Raw genomic sequence first — 2,744 nt, forward strand, 5'->3', positions numbered from 1 at the left:
CCGGCAGTCCGGATTGCAAAACAGGTTATCATGTCTTGTTTTCCGGCGCGGCGCACCGCCGCGTGGATCAAAGACAGACCTTGTGGAGAATCCCTATGGCCACGGTTATGCAGCACGAAGAACTTGTCCGCCGCGCTCTTGCCTACATTGTGGAGCGCCGCCGCGAATGCCCCGGCATGGATACGGCCGAGCTTCTGGACAGCGCGGGCGCGCGCTTCAACCTTTCGCCCCTCGATCAGGAGGCGCTCGCGCGTCTTCTGGAACAAAGGACGGACGAGGCCTGCGCATGAATCTTCTTCAGCGACGCCTGTTTCTGGAACACGCCAAGACGTTCTTTCTGTCCATGGCGGTTCTTCTTCTGTTCATTCTCATGGGCCGGGCCCTGCAGCTTCGCGACATGCTCCTCGGGCTTGAGCTCAGCATCTGGGACACGCTGCGCCTGTTCGGATATCTCAGTCCGTTCTTTCTGCTCATCATCTGCCCCATAGCGTGCATGCTCGCCGTATTCCTCACCTTCCTGCGCATGAGCACCGACAGGGAACTCGTGGCGCTCAAGGCCGGAGGCGTGAGCCTGTATCAGATGCTGCCGGCGCCGCTCGTCTTTTCCGTGCTGTGCGCGCTCTTCGGCTTCTGGATCTCCGTGTACTGGCAGGCCTGGGGCATGGGACACTTCCGCTCCGAAGTGCTGGACATCGCAAGCAGCAGCGCCCGCGTGGTGGTGCAGCCCGGCGTGTTCAACAAGGACGTGCCCAACATGGTCATGTTTGCCCGCAAGGTCGATCCCGTCTCCGGTACCATGGCCGGCGTCATGGTGGAGGACAGACGCGCCGCCGACACCACCATGACCATTCTCGCCCCTGACGGCAGCCTCGACGCCGATTACGAAAACGGCGAGCTCATCTTCCTGCTCAAGAACGGCCGCAGCTATACCGAAAAGGACAACTCCCTTTCCATCATGGGCTTTCAGGAATACGCCGTGCGCCTGAGCTTCGATTCCCTGTTTCAGGGCGTGGACATGGGCCCGGTCAAGCCCAAGGAATATACCTGGCAGCGACTCTACGACACGCAGAACGAACGTGAGCTGCAGAAGACCGACCCGCGCATGGCCCGCAAGATCGTGGTGGAGCGTCACAAGCGCCACGTCTTCCCCATCGCCTGCGTGGTGCTGTGCATCTTCGTCATTCCCATCGCCACCTCGTTTCAGGGACTCAAGCAGCAGACCGGCGTGCTCATGGCCCTGCTGCTGTTCCTCATGTACTACAGTCTGCTCATGCTGGGCATAAGCCTCGGCGAGAGCGGAGACCTTGATCCGGCCATAGGTCTGTGGGTTCCCAATGCCGTGTTCCTTCTTCTGGGCATATACGGCATACGACTTGCCGCGCAGGAACGAATGCCGCGCATTACCGAATACTGGGACTCCCGCAGAAGCCGCAAAAAGAAGAAGGAGGATAAGGCATGAGCCTGCTTTTCCGTTACATCTTTCTGCGGCACGCCCGCCTGCTTCTGCTCATCATGGGCCTCGGCGTGGGCATCTACCTTCTGACCGACCTCGTGGAACGCGTGGACATCTTCATTGAAGCCGGTTCCGGCATTGGTCTCATTCTCCAGTACTTCGGCGTGAGACTGCCTTCCATCGTGGCCCAGATCCTGCCTGCCGTGTTCCTTCTCGCCACCGTGGTCACGCTCTGCCTCATGGGGCACAGCCGTGAACTCGTCGCGCTGCATGCCGGCGGCATTTCCTTCGCCACCGTGGCCGTCACGCTCGTCATCTGCGGCGTGTTCTGGGGAGCCGTGCAGTTTGGCTGTTCCCAGTTCCTCGCCGCTGCGGGCGAACGCTACTCCCAGCAGATATGGCAGGAGGAAGTCCGCAAGAAGGATCTCGACGATCGTACCCTGGACGACGTGTGGTTCATGGAAGACGGCTGGACCGTGTCCATAAAGACCCTGCGGGCCGACGGCTCGGGTACGGGATTCTCCGCCTTCCACGTCAGGGACGGCAACGCCGACGTGGACGTCATCGTTCACGCCCCGAAGGTCACGGGCAGTGAGAACGGCTGGACGGCCGTCGACGTCGTCCGCCTCTATCCCGACAGCTATCGCCGGGAAAGTCTGCCGTCCCTCACCCTCGACCTGCATCAGAACCCGGAACTCTTCTTCTCAACGGAAACCAGCAACCTCCAGCAGCTCCCCCTGTGGCAGCTCGGCGACGCCATAAACCAGCTCGGCGCCGCAGGCTCCAACGTGGACGGCCTGCGCACCGTCTGGCACGGCAAAATCGCCTACGCCGCTTCCCTCGTGGTCATGGCGCTGCTCGGCGCGGCCATTGTCTCCCGCTTCTCCAACGTCTATATCGCCGTGGCCATAAGCATGGCCGGTACCTTCATCATGTACGCCCTTACCATGTTCGGCGAGTCCCTCGGCCAGCGCGGCGCACTGCCCCCATTCATGGCAGCCTGGGGCCCCGACGTGCTGCTCCTCATCATCGCCTCTGCCAGACTCTACTTCGTCAGCGTGCGACGGTGATCTTCCACCACACCCGCAACCAGCGCGGATCGGCTCGACGCCGGTCCGCTTTTTTGTCTGGACAGGAGAGATGGAGAGAAAAGGGAGCCGGAAAGGCAGGAAAGGCAGTGCGGGGCGCCGCCCCGCACCCCGCCGGGGGAGATAATCTCCCCCGGGCCCCCATAGTTGTCTTGCGGCTGCGCCGCGCGGCGGGTGCCGTGCGGATGCCGGGAAGGCAGGCT

General features: G+C 62.1%; 4 protein-coding genes. 3 read left to right on the plus strand and 1 reads right to left on the minus strand.

What is annotated here, in order from left to right; translation table 11 throughout:
* Positions 1-95: 95 nt before the first annotated feature.
* Genes Q0J81_RS11000 through Q0J81_RS11010 form a run of 3 tightly spaced genes read left to right on the plus strand, consistent with a single transcriptional unit; the run spans position 96 to position 2,523 of the window.
* Positions 96-290, plus strand: coding sequence for a hypothetical protein (locus Q0J81_RS11000; protein ID WP_294447888.1), 195 nt, complete (start codon positions 96-98; stop codon positions 288-290).
* Complete coding sequence (gene lptF / locus Q0J81_RS11005; protein ID WP_294447889.1) at positions 287-1,459, plus strand: LPS export ABC transporter permease LptF; 1,173 nt, start codon at positions 287-289, stop codon at positions 1,457-1,459. The genes Q0J81_RS11000 and lptF overlap by 4 nt, the downstream gene beginning before the upstream one ends.
* On the plus strand, positions 1,456-2,523 hold the full coding sequence (locus Q0J81_RS11010; protein WP_294447890.1) for an LptF/LptG family permease: 1,068 nt from the start codon (positions 1,456-1,458) through the stop codon (positions 2,521-2,523). Before lptF ends, Q0J81_RS11010 begins: the two co-directional genes overlap by 4 nt.
* Here Q0J81_RS11010 and Q0J81_RS11015 read toward each other — a convergent pair.
* Positions 2,499-2,744, minus strand: a 246-nt coding sequence (locus tag Q0J81_RS11015; RefSeq protein WP_294447891.1) for a hypothetical protein, incomplete at its 5' end; no start/stop codon positions are given. The genes Q0J81_RS11010 and Q0J81_RS11015 overlap by 25 nt on opposite strands.

Source organism: uncultured Mailhella sp., assembly GCF_944324575.1.
In the GTDB taxonomy this organism is placed as follows: Bacteria; Desulfobacterota; Desulfovibrionia; order Desulfovibrionales; family Desulfovibrionaceae; genus Mailhella.

Coding starts and splice junctions, on each gene's coding strand:
- Q0J81_RS11000 (WP_294447888.1), top strand. CDS start 96: ATGGCCACGGTTATGCAGCACGAAGAACTTGTCCGCCGCGCTCTTGCC.
- lptF (WP_294447889.1), top strand. CDS start 287: ATGAATCTTCTTCAGCGACGCCTGTTTCTGGAACACGCCAAGACGTTC.
- Q0J81_RS11010 (WP_294447890.1), top strand. CDS start 1,456: ATGAGCCTGCTTTTCCGTTACATCTTTCTGCGGCACGCCCGCCTGCTT.